22 protein-coding genes and 1 riboswitch are annotated in these 22,312 nt (G+C 43.8%); of the genes, 1 reads left to right on the plus strand and 21 read right to left on the minus strand.

Annotated elements, in window-relative coordinates:
- Positions 1 to 571: 571 nt before the first annotated feature.
- The 18 genes from NQ117_RS23300 to NQ117_RS23385 all read right to left on the minus strand — a co-directional run bounded on the left by NQ117_RS23300 (position 572) and on the right by NQ117_RS23385 (position 19,231).
- Complete coding sequence (locus tag NQ117_RS23300) at positions 572 to 1,699, minus strand: peptidylprolyl isomerase (RefSeq protein ID WP_258280407.1); 1,128 nt, start codon at positions 1,697 to 1,699, stop codon at positions 572 to 574.
- Complete coding sequence (mfd, locus tag NQ117_RS23305; RefSeq protein ID WP_258280433.1) at positions 1,686 to 5,213, minus strand: transcription-repair coupling factor; 3,528 nt, start codon at positions 5,211 to 5,213, stop codon at positions 1,686 to 1,688. Before mfd ends, NQ117_RS23300 begins: the two co-directional genes overlap by 14 nt.
- Before the next feature lie 272 nt (positions 5,214 to 5,485).
- The gene (locus NQ117_RS23310) at positions 5,486 to 5,716 is read right to left on the minus strand and encodes an anti-sigma-F factor Fin (protein WP_144995416.1); all 231 of its coding nucleotides are present in this window, start codon (positions 5,714 to 5,716) and stop codon (positions 5,486 to 5,488) included.
- A gap of 64 nt (positions 5,717 to 5,780) precedes the next feature.
- Positions 5,781 to 6,341, minus strand: coding sequence for an aminoacyl-tRNA hydrolase (gene pth, locus NQ117_RS23315; RefSeq protein ID WP_258280408.1), 561 nt, complete (start codon positions 6,339 to 6,341; stop codon positions 5,781 to 5,783).
- 150 nt (positions 6,342 to 6,491) lie between these two features.
- Positions 6,492 to 7,445 carry a ribose-phosphate diphosphokinase gene (locus NQ117_RS23320; RefSeq protein ID WP_144995412.1) on the minus strand — a complete coding sequence of 318 codons (954 nt, stop codon included), beginning with the start codon at positions 7,443 to 7,445 and terminating at the stop codon, positions 6,492 to 6,494.
- Between the two features lie 67 nt (positions 7,446 to 7,512).
- Positions 7,513 to 8,910 carry a bifunctional UDP-N-acetylglucosamine diphosphorylase/glucosamine-1-phosphate N-acetyltransferase GlmU gene (gene glmU, locus NQ117_RS23325; RefSeq protein ID WP_309137910.1) on the minus strand — a complete coding sequence of 466 codons (1,398 nt, stop codon included), beginning with the start codon at positions 8,908 to 8,910 and terminating at the stop codon, positions 7,513 to 7,515.
- A gap of 114 nt (positions 8,911 to 9,024) precedes the next feature.
- Positions 9,025 to 9,309, minus strand: a complete 285-nt coding sequence (gene spoVG, locus NQ117_RS23330) for a septation regulator SpoVG (RefSeq protein WP_028595205.1) — start codon at positions 9,307 to 9,309, stop codon at positions 9,025 to 9,027.
- A 138-nt stretch (positions 9,310 to 9,447) separates the two neighbouring features.
- Entirely contained in the window at positions 9,448 to 9,831 is a 384-nt protein-coding gene (locus NQ117_RS23335) for a RidA family protein (protein ID WP_258280409.1), read from the minus strand.
- Between the two features lie 24 nt (positions 9,832 to 9,855).
- A complete protein-coding gene (gene purR, locus NQ117_RS23340; protein WP_258280410.1) occupies positions 9,856 to 10,710 on the minus strand; it encodes a pur operon repressor in 855 nt (284 codons plus the stop codon).
- Positions 10,711 to 10,837: 127 nt separating this feature from the next.
- The gene (ispE, locus tag NQ117_RS23345; RefSeq protein ID WP_258280411.1) at positions 10,838 to 11,692 is read right to left on the minus strand and encodes a 4-(cytidine 5'-diphospho)-2-C-methyl-D-erythritol kinase; all 855 of its coding nucleotides are present in this window, start codon (positions 11,690 to 11,692) and stop codon (positions 10,838 to 10,840) included.
- Positions 11,693 to 11,851: 159 nt separating this feature from the next.
- Positions 11,852 to 12,031, minus strand: a complete 180-nt coding sequence (locus NQ117_RS23350) for a small, acid-soluble spore protein, alpha/beta type (RefSeq protein WP_258280412.1) — start codon at positions 12,029 to 12,031, stop codon at positions 11,852 to 11,854.
- Positions 12,032 to 12,219: 188 nt separating this feature from the next.
- Positions 12,220 to 12,495, minus strand: a complete 276-nt coding sequence (gene veg, locus NQ117_RS23355) for a biofilm formation stimulator Veg (protein WP_144995400.1) — start codon at positions 12,493 to 12,495, stop codon at positions 12,220 to 12,222.
- 155 nt (positions 12,496 to 12,650) lie between these two features.
- Complete coding sequence (gene yabG / locus NQ117_RS23360; protein ID WP_258280413.1) at positions 12,651 to 13,547, minus strand: sporulation peptidase YabG; 897 nt, start codon at positions 13,545 to 13,547, stop codon at positions 12,651 to 12,653.
- 123 nt (positions 13,548 to 13,670) lie between these two features.
- A complete protein-coding gene (gene rsmA / locus NQ117_RS23365; RefSeq protein WP_309137911.1) occupies positions 13,671 to 14,564 on the minus strand; it encodes a 16S rRNA (adenine(1518)-N(6)/adenine(1519)-N(6))-dimethyltransferase RsmA in 894 nt (297 codons plus the stop codon).
- Positions 14,565 to 14,596: 32 nt separating this feature from the next.
- Positions 14,597 to 15,172: a ribonuclease M5 gene (gene rnmV / locus NQ117_RS23370; protein ID WP_258280414.1), complete on the minus strand. Its 576-nt coding sequence runs from the start codon at positions 15,170 to 15,172 to the stop codon at positions 14,597 to 14,599.
- Between the two features lie 147 nt (positions 15,173 to 15,319).
- Positions 15,320 to 16,441, minus strand: coding sequence for a resuscitation-promoting factor (locus NQ117_RS23375; RefSeq protein WP_258280415.1), 1,122 nt, complete (start codon positions 16,439 to 16,441; stop codon positions 15,320 to 15,322).
- A gap of 292 nt (positions 16,442 to 16,733) precedes the next feature.
- Positions 16,734 to 16,926: riboswitch (cyclic di-AMP (ydaO/yuaA leader) on the minus strand.
- Between the two features lie 194 nt (positions 16,927 to 17,120).
- Positions 17,121 to 17,885, minus strand: a complete 765-nt coding sequence (locus NQ117_RS23380; RefSeq protein ID WP_258280416.1) for a TatD family hydrolase — start codon at positions 17,883 to 17,885, stop codon at positions 17,121 to 17,123.
- Positions 17,886 to 17,932: 47 nt separating this feature from the next.
- Complete coding sequence (locus NQ117_RS23385; RefSeq protein WP_258280417.1) at positions 17,933 to 19,231, minus strand: HD domain-containing protein; 1,299 nt, start codon at positions 19,229 to 19,231, stop codon at positions 17,933 to 17,935.
- A 347-nt stretch (positions 19,232 to 19,578) separates the two neighbouring features.
- Here NQ117_RS23385 and NQ117_RS23390 point away from each other — a divergent pair, with 347 nt between their 5' ends.
- A complete protein-coding gene (locus NQ117_RS23390) occupies positions 19,579 to 19,833 on the plus strand; it encodes an AbrB/MazE/SpoVT family DNA-binding domain-containing protein (RefSeq protein ID WP_028595217.1) in 255 nt (84 codons plus the stop codon).
- Between the two features lie 306 nt (positions 19,834 to 20,139).
- On the opposite strand, the gene rsmI is transcribed toward NQ117_RS23390, so the two are convergent.
- The 3 genes from rsmI to NQ117_RS23405 form a co-directional block, all read right to left on the minus strand.
- A complete protein-coding gene (gene rsmI, locus NQ117_RS23395) occupies positions 20,140 to 21,048 on the minus strand; it encodes a 16S rRNA (cytidine(1402)-2'-O)-methyltransferase (protein ID WP_258280418.1) in 909 nt (302 codons plus the stop codon).
- Positions 21,041 to 21,817: a tRNA1(Val) (adenine(37)-N6)-methyltransferase gene (locus NQ117_RS23400; RefSeq protein WP_258280419.1), complete on the minus strand. Its 777-nt coding sequence runs from the start codon at positions 21,815 to 21,817 to the stop codon at positions 21,041 to 21,043. Before NQ117_RS23400 ends, rsmI begins: the two co-directional genes overlap by 8 nt.
- A gap of 106 nt (positions 21,818 to 21,923) precedes the next feature.
- Positions 21,924 to 22,310, minus strand: a complete 387-nt coding sequence (locus tag NQ117_RS23405) for an initiation-control protein YabA (protein ID WP_258280420.1) — start codon at positions 22,308 to 22,310, stop codon at positions 21,924 to 21,926.
- Between the last annotated feature and the right edge of the window lie 2 nt (positions 22,311 to 22,312).

The raw sequence follows: 22,312 nt of genomic DNA on the forward strand, positions 1-22,312 counted from the left end.
TTGCTTAAGTATTATTGGTAATCAGAGGCGATAACGATATGGACTGTTAAACTGACCATAGTATTCAACTGCCTCCATGTTCTTATACATACTTCATAATACGTAGGGAAACTGATCCAGGTTACAAATAAAATCACATTTTTCGACACTGTGCGACAAAAAACATTGCTGTTTTCAAAAAGTTTTCACATATTCATCTATCATTTATGAAAAAACCAGAAAATAGGTCAAGTATCCCTTTCAAAAATCCACCTTTGACATCTTACTCGATTATCCCAAAAATGTCCACCTTTGGAGGACGATTTTTTTACATTCTTGCATAAATAACGTAAGTTTTATACCGATAAATCAACATTGTTACCAATTTCAATCATTAGAGTGTTTACCTGGAATGTATTTACGTCTATTGTGAGTAGACAATTTTTAGGTAATATCTTGTCCGTTATTTACGTTCTCCTTTTCGTTACACAAGAAAACAGCCATCCTTTTTTGAAAGGATGGCTGTCGATTATTTAGAACCATGTAGTAATATTTATTCACAAATAGGTCCTAAGAACTATTTTTTGTCTGCTTATTCAGCTGGCTTGTCCGCTTCTGTACCTGCAGCAGGTTTGTCAGCTTCTTTGTTATCAGCTGGTTGCTCTGCTTTTGGTTGCTCAGCCTTAGGCTCTTCAGCTTTAGGTGCTTCTGGCTGTGGAACAGGAGGAAGCTCAAGTTTCTTAATAAGTTTTGGCAACTCATCTTTCATGAACTTATCCATGTATTGCGTAGCAGCAGTTGCACGCACCATGTTCATTTCTTCCTCTGTCAACTTATCAAACTGTTTCTCTGTACGCTTTTCGACACGCATAACATGATAGCCATACTCTGTCTCAACCGGCTCAGAAATTTTATTTAGTTCCAATGTCAATGCCGCTTCCTTGAAAGCAGGTACCCATTGTCCTACTTGTGCATCTGCATACAAGCCGCCATTAGCCTTAGAACCGCCGTCTTCGGATACTTCGCTAGCAAGCTTCGCGAAGTCTTCACCCTTCTTCAGACGAGCCTCATACCCTTTAGCAATTTTCAGTGCTTCTTCCTTTGTACGCTCTTTACCGCCTTCAGGCTTGAATTGTACAAGAATGTGACGCACGCTTGCTGTAGTCATTTCGTTCTTAACTTTCTCGAACTCAGCCTTCAACTGCTCGTCTGTTACTTTTTGATTCATATCTGCTACAACCGTCAAGATACGGGCTGTGAAATCTCTCATTTCAGCTTCTGTTACTTTTTGAGCTTCAAGCATCTTTTTGAACTGCTCATCACCAAGCTGTTTCTTAATTGCATCGATTTGCTCGTTCGCTTTTTTCTTTCCTTCTTCTTTCGCTTTATCTGTTGCTTTCTCAGCTAGATACTTATAAGCGATCGTTTCTTTTGCAAAATGCTCACGGAATTGCTCAATTTGAAGTAACTGTGCAGATTGCGGGTCGAAAATAGAGCGAATTGCAATTTCTTTATTGAACTCGTTTTCTGTAAGTTGGCCGCCCTCATACGTAGCAACCACTTTGCTGTTGTCTTTTTTAGCTTCTGTCTTTGTGCCTTCTTTAGTCTCTCCAGCGTTGTTATCAGAACCAGCTCCACAGCCTGTTACGACAAGCGCAAATACAAGCGTTAGTGTCATCAGCATTCCTTTCCAGGAACGTTTTTTGTTATTTTGTGACATTTTGGAGTTCTCCCTTCGATTTTATTGCATCTTTTGCTTCTTGCATCAATTGCTCTAGCTTCATCAAGAGCTGCATTCCATCGTAGCCTCGAGCTTGCAACTTAATTGGACCGTTGACATTTTGGTCTACGACGAAGCGTCTGTCGATACCAGTGGCTAAAGCAGCCATCTTCTTACGATCAAGACGCGCTTCTGCCAAAGGATGTACCTTCAGCTGCACATCATCACCGCGCTGTGACAGCGCTTCAAAGCCATACTGCTTCGCGTACCATTTTAGACGCGAAACAGCTAGCAATTGCAGCACTGCAAGCGGTGGCTCACCGAAGCGATCGACCAACTCATCACGCAGCCCCTCAACTTCATCAAGTGAAGAAAGGCCAGCAACTTTTTTATATATTTCAATCTTTTGAATACTATCATAAATATAATCGCCGGGCAAATAGGCATCAATGTTCAGATCGATTAACGTTGTCCAATCCTGCTGTTCCTCCATAACGATGCCATCCAACTCCGCTTTGCGCTTCGCCACTTCATCGCTCAACATTTGAGAGTACAAATCAAAGCCGACTGACGCAATAAACCCGTGTTGTTCTGCACCTAATAAATTGCCAGCACCACGAATAGATAGATCACGCATTGCGATCTTAAAGCCCGATCCTAGCTCGGTGAACTCTTTAATGGACTGGAGACGCTTCTCTGCTAATTCGTTTAGTACTTTGTCGCGCTGATACGTAAAGTACGCATAAGCAATCCGATTCGAGCGCCCAACGCGGCCCCTCAGCTGATACAACTGAGAAAGGCCCATTTTATCTGCATCATGAACAATAAGTGTATTTACGTTAGGTATATCAACACCAGTCTCGATAATACTTGTGCTTACCAACACGTCATGCTCGCCATCTAGGAAATCAAGAATCGCCTTCTCCAGCTCCTGTTCAGACATTTGCCCATGTCCAACGGTTACTTTTGCTTCAGGAACGAGCATTTTAATATGATCCGCCATTTGTGTTATCCCTTGTACACGGTTATACAAATAATACACCTGTCCACCGCGCGCCAGCTCACGTTCTATTGCTTCTCGCACAAGCGCATCACTGTGTTCCAATACGTAGGTCTGGACCGGGAAGCGATTTTCTGGCGGTGTTTCAATAACAGACAAATCCCGAACACCAAGCATCGACATATGCAACGTTCTAGGAATTGGAGTAGCCGTTAACGTCAGCACGTCCACGTTCATTTTCAGCTTCTTCAGCTTCTCTTTATGCGTAACACCAAAGCGCTGCTCTTCATCTACAATCAGCAAGCCAAGGTCCTTAAATACAACGTCTTGGGAAAGCAAGCGATGCGTGCCAATAATGACATCAACAACACCTGACTTAATGCCCTTCATCGTTTCATTTTGCTCCTTACGAGAGCGGAAGCGACTTAATACCTGTATGTTGAATGGATAGTCGGCAAAGCGCTCACGGAACGTTTCGTAGTGCTGCTGTGCTAAAATTGTTGTAGGAACGAGCACAGCTACCTGTTTACCTTCAATAGCTGACTTGAAAGCAGCACGAATCGCTACCTCCGTCTTTCCGTATCCTACGTCTCCGCACAGTAAACGATCCATTGGACGAGACATCTCCATATCTTTCTTAATTTCCTCAATGGCGCGAACTTGATCCCGTGTCTCGTCATAAGGGAACATATCCTCAAACTGCTGCTGCTCGGATGTATCTTTTTCAAAAGCATAGCCTGGTGAAGACTGCCTTGAAGCATACAATTTAATTAAATCATCTGCGATATCTTTAACCGAAGAACGAACTTTATTTTTTACTTTCGTCCATTCCGTACCACCAAGCTTATTAATCTTCGGTTCTTTTTCTTCAGAGCTTACATAACGCTGAATCAGGTGCAACTGATCAACAGGGACGGATAACTTATCGCCCCCAGCATACAAAATATGCAGGTAGTCTTTATGGATACCGTTAATCTCAAGTGTACCTATACCTACATATTTGCCGATTCCGTGATTGTGATGAACGACATAATCGCCCACCTTCAATTCAGAATAGCTTCTGATTCTCTCAGCATTATCTACTTTGGCATCAGTTCTGCGCACTGTTTTTCGCTGCTTCTGCGAGAACATTTCCGCTTCAGTAATGACGATTAAATGGATCGAAGGAAGCTCAAAGCCACTTTGCAAATTCCCCTTCATAATTGTTGGTTCAGGAATTTGATAGTCTTCTAACACCCGGCGCACTCGATCTACACGCTCGTCTCCATTAGCTAAAATAATGACTTTCGCATTCGACTTTCTCCAACGCTCCATCTCTGCTTTTAGCACATTCATTTGCCCATGGAAGTTCTGCATGGAACGGCACATGACATTGACGATATTTTGAGGATGTGTATTAGGTACTTGGCGAAGGAACAACGCAACGAAAATGGTCTGGAATGGTCTCTTCGTCAACACTTCATCGGAAGATTTCCCAAGCCCCAATGCAGGCAGTGTCTTGCCATGCTGAAGCAAATGAGTATTCCACTCTACTTCATCCCGCTCTAGCTGCTTAGCCGTTTCCAACACACGTGCAGGTTCATCAATGATAAGTAGCGTGTCATTAGGCATGTAGTCATACAATGTATTACCTTCTGGATACATCAAGGTTACATATTTGTACATCTCATTGAAATACATACCTTCACGTAAGCGATCGATCTCATGATGAATTTCTTGGCGCAGTCGATCTTTTACTTGGCGATCGCTCATCTTCGCAAGCTGCTCCTCCAGTAATTGCGCTGCTCGATCAGCAGCCTGTTCGAACTGGCTGCGTTCGCCAATTAGCTCTTTGCTAGGCGTAATAAGTAAACGGTCCAATTTTTCCAATGATCGCTGATCAGTTGGATCGAAAGAACGAATAGACTCTACCGTATCATCAAACCATTCCAAACGATATGGCAGTTCCGAGGTGTATGGATAAATATCCAATATTCCACCGCGAACACTCATCTCACCCTTGGACTCAACGCGTTCTGTACGCTCATAGCCGACTGATACCAAAAATGAAAGTAATTGTTCAAGCGGCTGTTCTTGATCAACAGCAATCGTCATTTCTACCTTTGCCATTACTTCCTTAGCTGGTAAATATCTGCGCAGCCCGGCATAAGGAGTTACAACAATCCCTCGGAAACCTTTAGCCAAGCGTGTCATTGCTTCAATTCTCTGGGCAATTACTTCTGGGCTTGAAATGGCTGCTTCAGCCGCTACCAATTCATTGGCAGGGTATAAGAGGACTTGGTCTGGAGATAGACACTCTTGTAAATCTTCCGTTACTTTCTGTGCAGAGAACATATTATGTGTCACCACAAGTACTGGACGGTCTAGTTGCTCTGCCAATGATGCCATCATCACTTGACGTGCAGAGCCGGATAAGCCAGATACAAGTTGTTCTTTCATACCGGCACGAACGCCAGATACGATAGAATTCATATCGCTCTCAGTAGATAATGCTTGCATGAGTGCATTTAACAAAGATAGGCACCTCTTTCTGTAACCAACCAAGAAATAACGAGCAAAGCCCCCTCGGGAATCCATGCTCCTATATCATTACGAATATGATTGCGATCATCATCGCCATATTCAATTGACTAACAACCATGTTGTGCTCCGTCTCATGAAAGCCTATCTTGCTGTAGTACGGATAAACAATAGGTACATGCTTATGACATTCGCACCAAAAGAGCCTCGGCTAATTAGCCAAGGCTAGCAGAACGACCTTAACGAAAATAGGCGAAGCCATATCACTATTGAAGGGGAGAAGCTAGAAATGCTAGTTCTGGATGTCTGGTATAAGCTTCCTGACATAAATCACATGTCATTCGCACCGTTATGTTGCCATCTTCTTGATGCTGAACATAGTGACGGCGCTCCTCCTCCGTGAGCTGATGGAATCCAAGCCTCTCATCATCTGCTATCGCTGCTTCTAGTCGACCTAGCAGCGAGTGGCAATGCTCGCAAACATAATTCACCGACATGTATATGCCTCCTCAGAACGCAATATACCGTCTATTATGCCCCACAGTTGCCATCATTAGCCGATTAACCGTTGTATTTTGCCATCGTCTGCTCAAAGCTATTGGTTAATGCATATTGCACCGCGTCACAAGTACGCTCAACAGTCTGCTCCAATAAAGAAGCATCTGCCTTCGGAAACGCTTCCAGTACATAATCCGCAATATCGCGCCCAGGCATCGGCCGGGAAATACCCATACGCACTCGATTAAAGGACTGCGTCCCTGTATGCGCAATAATAGACTTAATCCCGTTATGTCCACCTGCGCTGCCTTGATAACGGAGACGTACTTTTCCAAGCTCTGTATCCATATCATCATACAATACGATAAAATCATCAAGACTCGCTTTGTAAAAATCCATATAAGCACGGATCGATTCACCTGACAAATTCATATAAGTCATCGGCTTGATTAATACAACCTTCTCCGTACCTACACGTCCTTCTCCGAATAAAGCCTTAAACTTACTTTCTTTCACTTCAATATTGAATCTTCTTGCCAACTCATCGACCGCCATAAATCCAATATTATGGCGTGTATTCGCATATTTTGCACCCGGATTCCCGAGTCCAACAATCCACTTCATGCTCTCTCACCCTTCTAAGCATCTTGCACCCCCTAGCTCCTAAAGGGATTCCTATTGGAGCTGCTGGAGAATGCTGACAAGGGTTACATCTACCGATGATGAACCGGTTGATGTAACCCTTCTGCTATGGGAATAAATCCCTATACGGTATTACTCAATCTCGAACAATTTACTGATTGAAATTTCTTCATGAACACGAATGATAGCTTCGCCCATAAGCGGAGCCACTGACAACGTGCGAATTTTACTTGATGGGTTAGGATGGGTAACCGGAATTGTGTCCGTTACAACGACTTCCTTAAATGGAGAGTCTTCAATACGCTGCATAGCAGGACCTGACAATACAGGGTGAGTACAAGCAGCATAAACTTCTTTCACACCAGCTTCAACGAGTGCATTTGCACCAAGTACAATTGTACCTGCTGTATCGATAATATCATCGATAATGATAGCTGTTTTGCCTTTAATATCTCCGATGATATTCATAACTTCGCTCACGTTTGGCTCTGGACGACGCTTGTCAATAATCGCAAGCGGAGCGTTCAAGAAGTCTGCCAATTTACGTGCACGAACAACACCGCCATGGTCAGGAGAAACAACCACAACGTTCTCCATTTGTTTGGAGCGGAAGTATTGTGCCAAGATTGGTACACCAAGCAAATGATCAACCGGAATATCGAAGAAGCCTTGAATCTGTGTAGCATGCAAATCCATCGTAATGACGCGATGAGCTCCTGCTGTCTCGATCAAGTTCGCAACCAATTTCGCAGTGATAGGATCACGGGAACGTGCCTTACGGTCTTGACGAGCATAGCCATAGTAAGGAATAACGACGTTGATGCTCTTTGCAGAAGCACGCTTCAACGCGTCTACCATGACGAGAAGTTCCATTAAGTTATCGTTTACAGGTGCACAAGTTGATTGGACAACATATACGTCGCAACCGCGCACACTTTCATGCAAATTCGTCTGGATCTCACCATCACTAAAGCTATTTGTATTCGCATCTCCTAGTGGAATACCAATATAATCGGCAATTTGCTGTGCTAGCTTAGGATTCGAGTTACAAGTGAATAGTTTCAGCTTGGAATCACAATACGTCATAATCGTTGTTTACCCTCCGGCTGGTTTAAGTTCAATTTATTTTAAAATTACTTATTACTAATAGCAATTAAGAATCTGTTCTTGCTTTCTTCGCTTTCGCACGAGAACGAAGCTTCTCAGCATAACCTGGCTTGTTTACTTGTCTTTCACGCGCAATCGCCAAATCATTGTCTTCGACATTTTGCGTAATTGTAGACCCAGCAACGACGTAAGCACCATTACCGACTGTTATAGGGGCAATCAAATTGACATTGCTGCCTACAAAAGCATCATCGCCAATCTCTGTAACAGATTTATTATATCCGTCATAGTTTACGGTTATTGCACCACAGCCAATGTTTACATTCTTGCCAACCTTAGCATCGCCAATATAACTAAGATGCGATACTTTGGAATGATCATCTATTGTCGCATTTTTGATTTCTACGAAGTCACCGATCTTTACGTCTTGTCCAATACGTGAACCTGGACGCAAGTAAGCATACGGACCAATTGAGCTGTCATGCCCAACCTCAGCCTCTGTAAGTACAGATTGTTTCACGCTCACTCGATCACCAATTGTAGAATCTGCAATCTCGACGTTAGGACCAATCGTGGAATCAATACCGATTACTGTATTGCCTTTAAGCATCGTTCCAGGATACAGAATCGTATCTGCTCCAATGCTTACAGTAGACTCAATATACGTCTGAGCTGGATCGATAATGGTTACACCATTCAACATATGCTGCTTATTAATACGCTCTTTCATGAGTCGTTCTGCTTCAGACAGAGCCAGGCGATCATTTACTCCAATAGACTCTCCAGCATCTGCCGTGCAGTAAGCACGCACAATATCACCTTGCGCCTTCATGATGCCGATGACATCTGTCAAATAGTACTCTTGCTGTGCATTCGCATTCGTCACCTGTTCAAGCGCGGCAAACAGCTTAGCATTATCGAAGCAATACGTACCTGTATTAATTTCGTTAACGAGTTGTTCTTGCTCTGTCGCATCTTTCTGCTCAACAATTTTCATGACCGAACCATCTTCTGCTCGAATAATACGCCCATATCCTTGAGGATTATCCAGTTCAGCCGTCAAAATCGTTGCCGAAGCGCCTGATTCTTGATGCAGCTTCATTAACATCTCTAGTGTAACAGATGTAACGAGCGGTGTATCACCACAGATCACAATTGTCGTACCTTGCTCTTCATCAAGAAGAGCCTTTGCTTGCTTGACCGCGTGACCCGTACCAAGCTGTTCGGCTTGAAGGACGAATTCTGCTCGATCCCCCACGTAGCCTTGAACGGCTTCTGCACCATGTCCTACAACGACAACCTTACGTTCACACTGTACTTGCTCAACAGCCGTCATAACATGACCAACCATCGGCATTCCGCATACCGGATGCAGAACTTTATACAATTTAGACTTCATTCGCTTGCCTTGTCCTGCGGCTAGCACAATGGCCATTCTTTTCAAAGTGTCCGACCTCCTGCTCCTGTATCCATACTAGAATATATCCTATTATAGCAAAAAAGAAAAGAGAGCCCCATGATTGGCCCTCTTTCTTTGTAACCCCAAATATTCCCTTGATTAAGCGCCCTCTTCAATAACTTCCTCTTCTGTTGCAGCACGCTCATATTCAGCCAGTACCGCAGCTTGAATCTTTTCGCGAGTTCCTGAAGATATAGGATGGGCAATGTCGCGGAATTCGCCATCTGGCGTTCGTTTGCTAGGCATTGCCACAAACATTCCGTTGTTGCCGTCGATAACTCGAATGTCATGAACTACAAACTCGTTATCGATCGTAATTGATGCGATTGCTTTCATTCTCCCCTCAGTGTTGACGCGGCGGAGTCTAACATCAGTAATTTGCACGTGTGTTCACCACCTTTTTCCATACAAGACTTGGTGTAATATTCCACACGCGCAAACAAAATCCTTCTTTATTTTGCCAAGAAATTAACTTTTGTTTGAACTTTTACTTCGTTTTTAATCATTTCGACAGGGTTCGATTCACTTCGTAGCAATTAACTCGATTTCGACAAGTACATCTTTAGGCAGCCTAGCCACTTCAACAGTTGAACGTGATGGCTTATGCGAACCGAAATACGTTTCATAGATTGCGTTCACTTGTGCAAATTGATTCATATCTTTCAAAAACACGGTCGCCTTCAATACGCGATCGAACGAAGACCCTGCCTCCTGTAGAACAGCCTGCAAATTCTGGAACACTTGATGAGCCTGTTCCTCGATACCTCCCTCTACGAGAGAACCGTCTGGAAGCAGCGCAATCTGACCTGAAGTAAGAACAAGGTCACCATAAGTAACCGCTTGCGAATAAGGACCAATAGCTTGCGGTGCATCCGATGTTGCTACTGTATGAATCAGTTGAGACATCTTAAACACTCTCCTTGGGATGGATTAAGCTTCTTCTGTGCCGAACTCCATATTCTTGTCAAATAAGTTACCAGGTTTCACCGACATCTGGCGTGTCCTTGTGTCAATCGTTCCAACACGCATAAGCGATACATAGTCATGCAGCAGTCGTTCATCACTTGTCACGTCCTTGGACTCTACAAGCACGCCTACGCCCGCTACGGTAGCATTGAATTCCTTAAGCAGTTCAATCATACCGTTTATTGTTCCACCTGCACGCATGAAGTCATCAACAACTAACACACGTGAGCGCTCCTTCAGCGCACGACGAGCCAAAGTCATCGTATGAATACTCTTCTGCGAGCCGGATACATAATTAATACTTACAGCAGAACCTTCTGTTACGACATGGTCACGTCTGACAAGCACAACGGGCAAATTGAGATGAGCAGCAGTTGCATACGCAATCGGAATGCCCTTTGTCTCCACTGTCATCACACAATCGATATCTTGCCCTGCGAATACAGAGGCAAACATCCGTCCAATTTCATTCATTAGGCCAGGCTGGCCGAGTATATCAGTCAAATAATAATATCCACCTGGCAACATTCGATCTGGCTGCTGCAATTCGTTACAGAGCCCTTCGATAAGTTCAAGTGCCTTTTCTTTGGAGCACTTCGGGATAAACTTTACTCCGCCGGCTGCACCCGCCAAGGTAAGCAGCTCGCCCGTACCTTCGCTCTCGCACACTTCTTTAATGATCCCCAAGTCTTCACTTATAGAGGACTTGGCTGCACCATAACGCTCTGCAAACGTAGTCAATGGAATGAGCGTATGCGGTTTGGACATTAAATACTGCGTCATTTCCACAAGACGGGCACTTCTTTTTAATTTTTTCATCACGTTCTTCCTCGCTAAAACCGAATATTATATTCGGTATAATACATTAATGTTCGTTATTTTTCAAGGAAAACCGCATTGTATAGTTTTCATTTATTTACATATTTAAATGACTTAGAGATATAACCTACGTAAGCATGCGCACCGCGTACACTTCTTTGCAAAAACCGCGCAGGCCATTATAAATTCTTGCAACCTTTGATTCTTTCGATACAAGCCCAAACACAGTAGGTCCGCTTCCGGACATAAGCACTCCATCAGCACCAAGTCGAATCATCGCTTCTTTGAGCTGCAGCACCTCCGGATGCATCGGTAACGTGACATCTTCCAATACATTCCCTACATGAGCGCATATATCTGCGAAAGATTGCTGTTCAATCGCTTGTACCATATGAGTTAAACTTGGATGCTTATCAATTCGATCTACCTTGAAGTTCCCGTACACATCTGCCGTAGATACGTTAATAGGTGGCTTAGCTAGAATAACCCAGCACTGCGGGGGATTGATGATTTGCTCTAACTGTTCACCGCGTCCACGTGCAATTGCTGTTCCGCCTGTGACACAGAACGGTACATCAGAACCAAGCTCAGCCCCTAGCTTCAAGAGCTCTTCTTGCGGGATATTGAGCTGCCACAATCGATTTAGTCCTCGCAGCGCTGCTGCTGCATCACTACTACCACCAGCAAGTCCAGCTGCAACTGGGATATGCTTATCCAAGTGAATGTATACGCCCTTACGGACGTCATAGCGTTCCTTGATGAGTTTCGCAGCTTGGAAAGCCAAGTTCTTCTCATCAAGAGGTATGTAGCCTGCTTGGCTGGATATGATAATGGTGTCTCGTGGAAGTTCCTCCATTTCCAATCGGTCTGCCAAATCAACCATCGTCATGACCATTTCGACCTCATGGAAGCCATCTTCCCGCTTATGCAATACGTCCAGCATCAAGTTGATCTTAGCTGGCGCTTTCTCGTATATTTTCACCGGCCTTCACCCTTCTTTATCCTACGGATCGCTTTCGTTATTATAACAGACTCTCCGAATCAAGTCATTCGAGAACAGCCTGTACAACGAGCGGTCATACAACGAAAGCGAACCGGCTCTTCTGAAACAAAGAGACATGGCTCGCTTCCACCAAAATCATTATCCTTTACGCGCAGCTGCTTCCTCGGCTATTTGAATAGCTCGCTTGATCATATTGCCTGCATCCTTGGCGCGGATACCGCCCCAACCTTCCTTTTGGACCGTATCATAGAAACCTAATTCTTTAGCTAATTCAATCTTTAGCTCTTCTGACATCGTACTGCGTCTGCGTCGACTCATGATACAACCCCCCCTCAGGATAAAAAGTAATAAGACCGTATGGCAACAGAGTAGGATAACCTCCTGTATTAGTTTGTGCGTCCACGCGACCATTATGTATGGGTTATAAAGCTGATGGGTCTAACCAACAAGCCATCATGTAAAAGAAAAAAGCAGCCCATAAGGGCTGCAATTGAAGCTGGTTATACTTAACCACGAATATATTCGATCTTTAATTCGCCGTTATCTGCGCAGACGGTAATCTCTACCGACTCCGTCAATATATCTGCATAGCTGTAGGATACTCGTTTGAACGCATTCTGTTCCTCATCCAGCTTAACAATAAAAACAGAATGGTAGGTCTCTTCCAATACGCCTGTACGCTCAATCGTCTTGCGACGGCCACCATTTGCACGAAGCAAAATCTTCTGGCCGACGTGAGATTCTAGATTGCGTCGTATTTCCAAAAGCGCATTTTTCGCCATTGGTACTACCACCTCTTTCCTTGTCCCATTATAACGAACAAAAGAGGTTATGTCAAGTTAAACAAATAATTATAGCAACAACCATGTTTTAATGTCAATCTAATTTTTTACCCAATTTTGTAGCTTACCCGATGCCTACTTGTTTTATTCCTATCTCATATCATGGATGGAGTAACCTGCAAACTTGAAAGGTCTTTCCACTTTGGCATCCCAACTCGGTAGCTGCCTCTTGTCTCAACTCCTCCCAAGCCCTCCATGCCTGTAATCATATGTGGCGCAATATCGGCCATCTGTACCGTATCTTTCACAGAAGTATACGCTGCTTTAGCAGCTACATAAACAGGATCGAGTGCATGTATCATAATACGTCCAGGCGAACTGGCGAAGTTAGCTCCAATTTGCAGTAATGCTTCAAAATGAGACTGACATGCCCCTGCAACAACATTGAGCAAATCATAATGCTTCTCATATTGTCGAGCAGTTCTTACCGCATTCACGAAATGCTGCGAGTTTTTGTAGCTTTGCAGGCTATACAGGTCGCGATGCTTTAAACCCTTCAGTACACCATCGTGTCCTGTAATAACGAGGATATCCGGCTTTACACGGGGAAGCAGCTGCGCAACAGTATCAGACATCTTCGACTCCGGCACGTAATGCCCCTCAGCCGGTACGCGCAGTTGATGATATACAGCCATGCTTTTACGTAAATAAGAAGCATCTCCATCCAAGTGAAGAATTTTGCCTGGCATCTCAAAATAGGAGGCCTTACTCGTTGTTTCTGCTGATGATTGGATATCATTCTTGCGGCGTTCTGTTTGACGCTTGCGATGCTGTTGTATCGATTCAACTGACTGTATCATCTTAATTTGCGCTTGTCTTGTGCGACGCCTTAGTGTCGTATCTGACACGGTAAGGAGGTCGTTCAACGGAGAATCTGCGATTAAACGATAGTCCGTTCCTTTAAGGAGCGTCATCTGGTTCATAACCTGCTCTACACGAAATGTAATATCTCCGCCGTAGGACTTGCGCACGACCAAGTCTCCTACCTTCATAGGTTCATCACCTCTTTGACTATGGTATGGGCAAGAGCTTGATTTGGTTCATGACCAATACAAAAACGCACAATAGGTATAAGCAGCAGTTCCTGCTTCCCATTGTGCGTTATCCGTTCATTTCTATTCTGATTGCTTCGGCAGCGATCCAATTGCATCGCTAAGACGCGCAAACTCTTCAAGTGACAGTGTCTCTCCTCGACGCTGCGGATTAATTTCAGCCGTCTCTAAAGCTGCCTGAAGCCCCTCTAAGCCCGCCTCAGCACCATATCGAGCCTTAAGGTTGTTCCACAGCGTTTTACGGCGCTGTGCGAAGCTGGCTTGTACCACGTCAAAGAACAACTTCTCGTCATTCACTTGTACAGGTGGATTCTCACGAACCTTCAAGCGAATAACAGCTGATTCTACGTTTGGCTGTGGAATAAATACCGTATGAGGCACCGTACATACAATTTCCGGCTCGCTGTAATATTGAACAGCTACCGTTAAGCTGCCGTAATCCTTGCTGCCCGGAGATGCCGCCATACGTTCAGCGACTTCTTTTTGGATCATAACGACGATATTTTTAAGCGGCAATCGCTCTTCTAACAACTTCATCATAATAGGCGTTGTCACATAATACGGTAAGTTAGCGACAACACTTACCTTTTCCATTCCAGAGAACTGCTCTTCAAACAGAGCCTGTAGATTCACCTTAAGGACATCATTATTTACAACACTCACGTTAGCATACGGCTCCATTACCTCAGCGAGTATCGGAATAAGACGCTGATCGATCTCAACAGCCGTTACTTTCCCTGCTTCACGAGCTAGCTGTTCTGTTAATGCACCAATACCAGGGCCAATCTCTAGAGCCCCTGTCTTTTCATCCAACTCAGCAGATTGAACAATTCTGCGCATAATATTCATATCGACAAGGAAGTTCTGCCCCAAACTTTTCTTAAAGGAAAATCCGTGCTTCTTAATAATCTCTTTCGTACGCGACGGTGTCGCGATATCCATCATTGAACGCGTCATCTTGTATTCCCAGCCATCCTCTCTTACTATCCTTACTGCTGTTCTTCTTTATGCTTGGCTTGCTCAATCTCTCGATACAAATGAGTTAAAGCATCCTCGAACTCTTCTCGACTAATCTGGAATGCCGTACAACGTTTTAGAAATTGCTTAGCATTGCAATAGCCAATACCGAGCAGCTCACCGAGCCGCATGCGACGGTCGGCAGAACCAGGATGCGTAGTTAATCCCGCTTCGATCAGATCTGTCCACGACAACACTGTGCCCTGGAAAGCACCCATTTCACTCTTTACACGGGCTAGCGCTTCTCTTATATGTTCAGGGGAGGCATTTTCCACCCCGATATCTCCGTTGGCTGTTGCTTTGTCTCTTGTGATAAAAGCATGCTTGCAGCCAGGCACTCTTGCTGCGATCGCCTTTCGAATCCGCTCACCTGCAAAATCAGGGTCGGTAAAGATAATGACACCTCGCCGCTCCTGTGCAAGAGCAATTTTGCGGAAAGTCATCTCATTGAGTGCAGATCCTCCGGTCTCAATCGTATCCGCCTCTACGGCACGCTTAATGGCAACGGTATCATCTCTGCCTTCCACTACTATTAGTTCCCGAATCAAGCAAATAGTACCCCTTTCCTTTGTCAACTCCATTTACGCAAAAAAGAAGAGGGAGTCCCCTCTTCTTAGCATGACATAAACCGTTGTGAATTACTATATGTTAAATCAACAGCTGCATTTTAAACAGCGACGTGCAGTCTGTATCGTTTAGTTTGCCTCCGGTTTCACAGGGCCGATAATGTATACCGTATACCCTTTCTTACGACCGAAGCGATTTACTTGCTTAGAGCTGTCAAAGTATAGGTCTATAATCTTTCCTTTAACGGCACCGCCTGTGTCCTCAGCACGACGGAAACCGATACCTTCAATATAGACCCACCAGCCAAGCGGGATAACCTTCGGGTCAACAGATATCGTTCTCCCTGCGGTTACTTTGGTACCGGAGGCAGTTGTTGCCCCAGCCGAGCCTGGCGTTTCTGTGTAGGCAGTTAATTGGAAATTGCCTAGCTTCCGCTTGTAATCGAAGTTAACACCATCTTTAAGCACATTGCCTTCGATATCTCCATCTGCCGATAGAACCGATACTTCAGGAACTTTCTTCGTTCCATACGTAATGACTTGAGGCACTGCCTTCGTCTTTACGCTTTTATCAATCATCTTCTTATATACGAGCTTACCATCTTCATACGTCTTTTCAACTTGCTGAACGACAAGTCCTGCTTTGCCCTTTTGAACCGTCTTCTTCGTTCCTTTTTTCATATTCGGGTCGGCTTTCTTAACGACCGTATAAGGAACTTTCACTTCACGCTTTACAATATCCTTCTTTACTCGAACAATACGGATATTCATATCACGTTTGATGGCTGCATCTTGGCTTGGATACACCTTATCTGCTTTATTAAGCTGAATCTTGTTCGATTGAAGTGCTTCTCCTACTTCATCCTTAGTCGTAAATAGCTTCTTACTCTTGCCATCTACTTTCACGTTGATAGGCAGCGCACGCTCAATCGTAATGCGTGACCCCTCTTCTACTTTCGTATCCATTTTAGGTGACAATTCATCATGTGCACCTACAACGATGGCATGCTCATCCAAAACATCGCCAATCGTCTGCTTACGGGACTCTACCTGTCTTTCAACATCGTCAATGACGATAGAGACGGATTTCTTTGCGTAACTGAACCCGACTAAAATACTAACGACTGTTATAGCAACAACTATAAGCGTTATAACTGAAATAATACGCATATTTTCATGCTTCCACCGCATTGCGAATGACTTGCTGGATGATCGGGGTTCATGGGGTTCGTTATGAACGAGTTTGCCCACTTTCTCGGACCTCCTTACATAGTCCCGCCGTCGAGAGTTGTGCATGATACATCTGACGCGACTATAAAGTATTTTTGCAGAGAGCCTACTAGGATTATGCTGCATAACTCTCCACGCCAACTAGCAGCTAAGGTCTAGTTCACCTCCTGTTTCTTACAACCTATGAACTTGCTGTAACTATTATGCAAGCTTTTGAGGCGTAAATAACAAAAGAAGCCTGTCTCAAGAGGTGTCTCTGTGACGGCTTCATAGGTGACCCAAACGAAACGTAACCGTTTAGGAACTCAGAAGAGCGACCTCTCTCCAAACGCTTGCGAGGTTAGCTGTCGGGTTCGGGCTATGAGAGTCGCCCTAAGCAAATGCCCGGCTCATGGCTCGGCCATTCACAATTCACCCCAAGGAATCAATCCTACCGATGCGTGGCACTCGCATCAAGCTTTTGGTTCCCCCGCTCTCCATAACTGGAGACTCAGCGATACTGGTTAGTTGGAATATTATTCAAGTTGATTCAAACATCTGTGAGCATCATAACGTTTTTATGACAAAGTTGTAAAGTTCCCCGCAATTCCGTTTTTCGTTAAAAATGATTAAAAAAAAGTAACAATTCGGCTTTTTATCGAAGAAATCCACTTATCTCTTGCCATAGAACTTTTTTTCATGCTATTTTCACCGATTTTCATTACATGTCAAAACATGTTAGAGCATTAGTCGTCGTTATTTTGCAAATTTCTTCAAATTCCATACTTTTAATCTCAGCAGCTACTTCTGCAACATAGCGAACATAAGCGGACTCATTCCTTTTCCCTCGGAATGGATGAGGTGTTAAATAAGGCGCATCTGTTTCCACTAATAAACGATCATTTGGAACTTGCTTTAGCACCTCTTTTGGCTGTTTTGCATTTTTAAAGGTTACTGGCCCACCAAAGGAAATATAGAAGTTCATGTCCAAACACTGCTTGGCCGTTTCCCAGCTACCAGAGAACGCATGCATAATACCACCAACTTCATGTGCCTTCTCTTCTTTTAGTATACGCACGACATCCTCGTGTGCGTCGCGGTTATGAATAATAATAGGTAGTTTCAACTCACGCGCCAGCCCGATTTGCTGACGGAATACACGCTGTTGAACATCCTTTGGCGACGTATCCCAATAATAGTCTAAACCTATCTCTCCGATAGCAACGACTTTTTCATGCTCTGTCAGCTTTGCGATCCAATCGATATCTTCTGGTCGCATATCAATCGCATCAACTGGATGCCAGCCAACAGCTGCGTAGATAAATGGATACTTTTCAGCCAACTCCATAGTGGTTGGAATCGTCTCCCGATTGAATCCGATATTGACCATACGCGTTACACCCTGCTCATAGGCACGAGTAATTACCTCATGACGATCTTCGTTGAATTTTTCATTATCTAAATGGGTATGTGTATCAAATAACATGGATGATCTCCTTTACGCTGTGTTTCTCCATGATGAACAATGGGTATTTATTTGATGTGTCGATCAAATCGCAACAACTGCTTCGCCTCTTCAGACAGCTTATCTTTTACACGCATCAGCTTGTCTAGCGGGTAATAAATATAGGCCTTACCTCGTCTTAAGCCGCTAATCGAATGTACAATATCTGATCGTTTCGACAGCTCTACCAGCTCATACTGGTGATCAAGCAGCACTATATGCTGTTGAGAAGGAACTTCACCCGAGCGATACACATCATACGGCATATCTGTAGGATAATCAAACCATAGATCATAGGCTGGATCTAATCCAACTCGTTCCCATTGCTCACGAAGAAGCGTCTTGTACGATTCTTTCATTTCATCAAGCTCCACGTACTTGTACAATTTACGTTCCATAAACCGCTGACTTAACTCTGCCAAACGTTCATCTTCTTCTGACATCCACTGCGTGAACATGGTTTGTACAAATGCCTCATCGAGCTGCACATATTGTTGCGCGTTAAGAGTCCCTTCAAATAAGGAATCAAGTGGCGGTAAAAAGTATTTAAAACGGTATCCCGATCGATACAGCTCCGTGGCCCGCTGGAATATAAGCCTCAGCATAAGTTCTGAGCTCCGTGTGACTGGATGGAAATACACTTGCCAGTACATCTGATAGCGAGACATTAAATAATGTTCAACGGCATGCATGCCGCTCTCTTTTACGACCACCCTGCCCTTATATGGCCGCAATACCCGCAATATGCGGTCCAAATCAAACGTACCATAGTGAACACCTGTATAATACGCATCTCGTAGTAAATAATCCATACGATCTGCATCTAATGGACCTGTCACCAGATCAACAACAATCGGATTTGGGTATGTTTTGCATATAATAGAAGCAACCCGTTCTGAAAACCCTTTTTCAACCTGTTCCAGGACATGGTGAACTTCTGTATTTTCAAGCAAAATGCGGCATGTCCAATCCTCATGATGAATATCGAACGCTTCCTCAATAGAATGAGAGAATGGGCCATGGCCAACATCGTGCAGTAGTGCGGCACATAATGTTACGAGTCTCTCTTCCTTAGACCAATCCTCATAGCCCTGGCGTTCAAATTGCGAAATAATGCGCCTTGTAATCTCGTATACACCTAAAGAATGAGAGAACCGACTATGCTCAGCTCCATGAAAAGTAAAATACGACGTCCCTAATTGACGTATCCGCCGTAGTCTTTGGAACTCCTTCGTATTAATAAGATCCCAGATGGTCTGATCTTGAACATGAACATAATTATGAATTGGATCCTTAAATACTTTCTCTTCTGTTAATAAAGAGTGCATGACGTGTTCCTCCTTTGTGCAAATTAGGGATTCCTTGTGTAATTTGGCGCCTAGATTCGACAATCTCATATAAATGTTGACGTTACGACTAAATTGTCATATTATTCTTTAAGTTCCTGATTTTTCGCGCTATCGGCCTTCTTATTTCCTGATATTTCAATTCATAGACTCATTTTCACCTGTTCAACAACTTAAAAATATGATAAAAACCATAAATTAACACAAGAACCTATCATTTTGCATGTTGACTAATATGGGAATGGTTGGTACGATATAAAGCACAGAACATCAAAATTTGTCGAATAATGACACTATTATGTGTTTCTAAAAGAGGAGAGCGATGATTCATGATGAAGTCAACAGGTATCGTCCGTAAGGTCGACGAACTCGGTCGTGTTGTCATTCCAATTGAACTACGCCGGACATTGGGAATCGGTGAGAAAGACGCGCTAGAAATCTATGTAGATGGTGAGCGCATCATGCTTAAGAAATATGAGCCTGCGTGCATCTTCTGTGGTAATGCAGAAAAAGTTACATACTTCAAAGGTAAGATTGTTTGTCACGAGTGTATTTCTGATATTCCACAACCTGTGACAAAATAAAAAAAATAGGTTATAATAGTTTTATCACATATGTTAATTCTAACCTTTTTCATATCTTCCTTGCGCCTTCACGGTTTTGAACCCACCGTGAAGGCGTCTTTTTTTGCAAATATGAAGAAATGGACCAATCCCAAAGACGCTAAAATGACTCAAAATCACTATGAAAGTCTGTAAATAAGTGGTTTTCCCCAAACTTTTTAGCTTTTTCACTTAATGTTCACAAATCGTTCACAATTAAGCCCTCTTTTATTTCATGATAATGTAATATATCCTTGCTGCATTATCATTTTATACCCTTATCTAGTCTTATGCCTCTTCCCCAGCAAGCAACTGCTGATAAATATCACGTCTGGAGACCCCGCGATCCTTCGCTGCAAGCTTCATAGCTTCTTTATGCGTTACACCCTGCTCTTCTTCGTAGCGTGCTACATGCTCAGCCACAGACAACGACTCCCACCATGCCGATTGTTCCGGTGGAAGCTCCCATTGACCGACTGCCCCCTGCACAACAATACAGCATTCACCTATAGGGGCTACTTCTTCAAATTGACGTAGACAAGAACTGATTGATCCACGTACAAACTGCTCATAACGCTTGGTAAGCTCTCTGGCAACTGCTATTTCACGATCTCCTAGCTGTTCAAGCATACGCTCAATTGTCTTCACAATGCGATGAGGAGATTCATAGAAAAGCAATGTATTTCTATCGCGTTGAACAGACTGCAGTATTTCCTCCTGACGCTTCTTATCGCGTGGAAGGAAGCCAACAAAAGTAAATCGATCCGTAGGCAAGCCAGAAGCAATTAACGCGCTAAGCGCTGCGTTCGCCCCTGGTATAGGAATAACAGACAATCCCGCTTCAATAGCGAGTCGTACAAGATCTGCACCTGGATCTGATATTGCCGGAAGTCCGGCATCGCTAACAAGCGCCAATTTGCGCCCTTCCTGCATCAGCCTTACAAGCTCTGGTCCGCTTGCATCCTTGTTATGCTCGTGATAGCTGTATAAGGTCTTCCCTTGAATCTCAAAGTGAGAAAGCAGTTTCCTCGTTTCACGTGTATCCTCTGCAGCAATTAGATCCGCTTCCTGCAGCATACGTACAGCACGGTAAGTCATATCCTCCAAGTTACCTATAGGGGTAGCAACCAAATACAACTCACCTTGCTTGCTGTCCGTGGACAAATAACTATTTTGAATTGTGCAGTTTTTATCCATGATCACCATTCCTCAATTCACTACGTCTGCCATAATAAATATCGTTTAGTTCTTCAACATACTCGTTGGTATCAGTATATACGATCAATGGCGGCAGCAAACGAACATCAGGCTTCCCATTGCGAATCGCTTCTACAAGCACCATATTGGCTTCCGTATCTATGCGAGAATGTACAAAGCGAATACGCTTTGGCTCTAATTTATAACGACGCATTAGGTCCAATATATCCGTTAACCGAGCTGGTCGATGCACCATCGCCAACTTGCCACCCGTTTGCAGCAATCTTGCTGCGCAGGCAATAACATCCTCAAGCGTGCATCCAATTTCATGTCGAGCCATCGCTTTGTAGGTGTTCTCCTTGGCTTCGCCTGTTGTAAGCGGCATATAAGGCGGATTCACGGTTATACAGTCATAATACGATTTGTCGCCTTCAGGCATTAGCTCCTTTAAGTCCCCTTGCTTAATCTCAATACGTGACTCTAATCCATTTAGCTGCACACTTCGTTGAGCCATATTCGCAAGGCGCGGTTGAATCTCAATCCCATCAATATGAGCGGATGTTCTTGTCGAGAGCAGTAATGGGATAACTCCATTGCCTGTACAAAGATCAAGTACTCTTCCACGTGGAGGAAGAGAGACAAATCGAGCCAATAGTACTGCGTCTATTGAAAAGCTAAATACTTCATCACTTTGAATAATACGCATATCATGGGTTAGTAAATAATCTAGCCGTTCGGACGGCTCCAACATAACGGAATCTTCAGTCATTTGTATTGCGCTTCTCCTTCATAAATCGTTAGTGGAACTTACATGCCTATCAATACACAAAAACCGTAGGCCGAGGAACGCCAAGTTCCTTTACCTACGGCATTGTTTATTTGTTGAGGAAAGAAAGGCAGAACAAACAGTCGCCCTCTGTCCGCAAGTGACCGTAATATACATTGCAAATATGGAAGCCTTCATAATACAATCTTGCCAAGTTATCGTAACCTTCACCGACAACATTATCCTTCTCCAGTTCGTCTGACTGAAGATTAGCGATTGTAGAAGGGACAGATTGCTGTGCGCCTTTCAAGGCTTGCTCAGAATCTTGATGATCATGCTGCAGCACTTTACGCAGCTGCTCATTCTCCATAAGAAGACGTTGATTCTCTTCTAGAAGCTCCTTCACAATCATCTTCAATGAGCCAAGCTCTTCATGAACACTGCCCATCTTTGTCTCCAAATCATGTATTTGTGCGAAAATATCTTTCTTCTCCAAGT

It is taken from the genome of Paenibacillus sp. SC116 (genome assembly GCF_024733555.1).
Classification (GTDB): domain Bacteria; phylum Bacillota; class Bacilli; order Paenibacillales; family Paenibacillaceae; genus Paenibacillus_B.